1 protein-coding gene and 1 pseudogene are annotated in these 2,227 nt (G+C 55.2%); both read right to left on the bottom strand.

Annotation, left to right across the window (positions count from 1 at the left end; genetic code table 11):
* Positions 1-240 precede the first annotated feature (240 nt).
* Positions 241-1,914, bottom strand: a pseudogene (locus tag LN450_RS00215) (RHS repeat domain-containing protein); the annotation flags it as partial.
* A 59-nt stretch (positions 1,915-1,973) separates the two neighbouring features.
* Positions 1,974-2,227, bottom strand: a 254-nt coding sequence (locus LN450_RS00210; RefSeq protein WP_228892583.1) for a hypothetical protein, incomplete at its 5' end; no start/stop codon positions are given.

Below are 2,227 nucleotides of genomic sequence, written 5' to 3'. Positions count from 1 at the left end.
GTTGCTTTCCTAATATTTCAACTGAGCCCTTGATTTGATCTATCACTGCTAGCCGTGTTAAGTAAAGCGGGCCAAGGTAATCTTCCATGATTAGCTTGTCAGTTCTCATGTCGGATACCACTACCACATTTGTGGCTTGTAACGCCAGGCACCTTATGTCTCCTGCTGCGGATAAGGCGCGAGCAGTTAATGGTGTTGCAAAATTCGCGATTAAAATTATTATCAAGTAATGTGATTTATTTACCATAAAGGCATCTGTCCTTGCTCAGTGTGACTGACGGCGCAATCGAAGCATTTCTTCGTCTCTCGTCTGACATCGTCTTCGTCAGGGATTTCGTTCCAGAGGGCAAGATGCATTGCTTCATGATAGAGGGCTGACATAAGACAGCCAACGCCTTGGCTGTGTGTTGGCGAAGATATAACTGGGTCGGTAGGGTTGCTAGAGAATTGTCCCGAAAGAAATATATATCTTGGTCGCGCCACCGTTAGTCCATTTGTTTGGGCGTAATTGCAATTGAAGCTAGCGGATGCGATGACTCTCATTACAGCGGCAGCTTTCTTGAAGTCGCAATTTCCATCGTAGCAGCCTGACATGGATGCCTCAGAGTTGGACTGAATGGTGTTTGCCATTTGCGCCACAGCATTAATAATATTTTGCTGCTGCGCAGAATTGCAGCTTTTGCCAAAAGACATCAGGCCAAATGGATCCGATTTGGACAGCGGTGAGCCTTCTGTGTAGGAGTAAGTTGTAATTCCGCCACTCAATCCAATCGGATCACTCTGCACATACCGCCCAGTAGCCGCTTCATAGTCCCGGAAGTAGTTCTGATTCAACCCACTCGCCGCATCAAACCGCTGCCCCGGAAAGCGCATATCCAACACCAGCGCCGCACCATCCCCATCAGTATCTTGGTTCGGCGCGGTGTTGCCGAAGGCTTCGCCCTTCAGGCTCCACGTCCACACTGCGACATCGCGGGTGGGGTCGATCACCACGCGCGGGCTGCCCAGGTGATCGGGTTCGATGTAGTGCAGTTTGCTTGCGTTGGCCAGCAGACCGACTGGTAGGTCATCTAGCCAGATCGCTTGCTGCTTGGGCGCGCCGTTGCTGTCGTAGTCGCCTAGCCAGTGGCCGGCTTCATCAAAGAGCGTGTAGGTGTTGGTGGTGCCGAGGAAGCGGCGCACCTGTTCGCCTTTACCGTTGTAGCGATAGTTCATGGTCACCGCGCCGGCGCGGCGGGCCTGGGTCATGCGGCCGGTGGTGTCGTAGGTGTACTGGCGCGCGGTGCCGCCGATGGCGGTGGTGTTGCCGGTGGCATCGTAACTGCGGGCCACGCCGGCCACGGAACTGAGGCGGTGGCTGTCTGTGGGGTAGGTATAGGCCTGCGTGGCTGTGCCGACCTTGGCGCTGAGGCGGTTGCCGGTGGCGTCATAGCTGTAGCCGTCAATGACAGTTCCGGTGACACCATCGGTGAGACCGGTCAGGCGGCCCAGCGCGTCGTAGCCCAGGCCGATCGCCGGCGTGGGATTGCCTGCGGGCGTCAGCGCGGTGAGGTTGCCGGCCGGGTCGAAGCCGAAGCCGACGTCCAGCCCACCCGGGCGGGTGTCCTGGATGGCCTGCGGGCGGTAGTCCAGATCGTACAGGCGGGCGAGCGTGCGGCCATTGCCGTAGGTCCAGCCGGCAGCGGGGCCGAACGGGTAGTAGCTGGCGTTGCCCAACAGCACCTGCCGGCTGCCGCCGGCCGGGGTCACGCCGACCTCGGTGATCTGGCCTTGTGCATTGCGCAGGTAGTCGACGGCCGTGCCGTCAGGATACGTCATGCCCTGCAACTGGCCGCCGACGCTGTAGGCATAGCGCAGTACCAGCGCCTTGCTGTGGATGGTCTGCATCTTGTTCACCAGATCGCTGACGCGGTTGGGCTAATTACCTCCGTCCCCTTTGTTCTCCTGAGGTTTACCTTTGTTACCTATTTTAATCAATAATCATGCGGGTGGCATTTGGCAGTCGTTATATTTTTGTCACTGAAGAAAATTTTTATTGCGCGTGAATTCAGTCTTGTCCCGTACGCGTAAATTCCGTCACTATAAGGCAATACCCCGGAGCTTCCGCCTAGTATTAGTGGTCCTTGATCCGTGTTTTTTATAAAAATAAGACTTTCTTTGTTGTCTAATAATTTTTTACCCGCGGAATGTGGATCTTCTCTGCGCACAATCACATCAATATTTTTTT

It is taken from the genome of Xanthomonas euvesicatoria pv. euvesicatoria (assembly GCF_020880415.1).
Classification (GTDB): Bacteria; Pseudomonadota; Gammaproteobacteria; order Xanthomonadales; family Xanthomonadaceae; genus Xanthomonas; species Xanthomonas euvesicatoria.
This window is presented reverse-complemented; position numbering and strand designations above follow the sequence as displayed.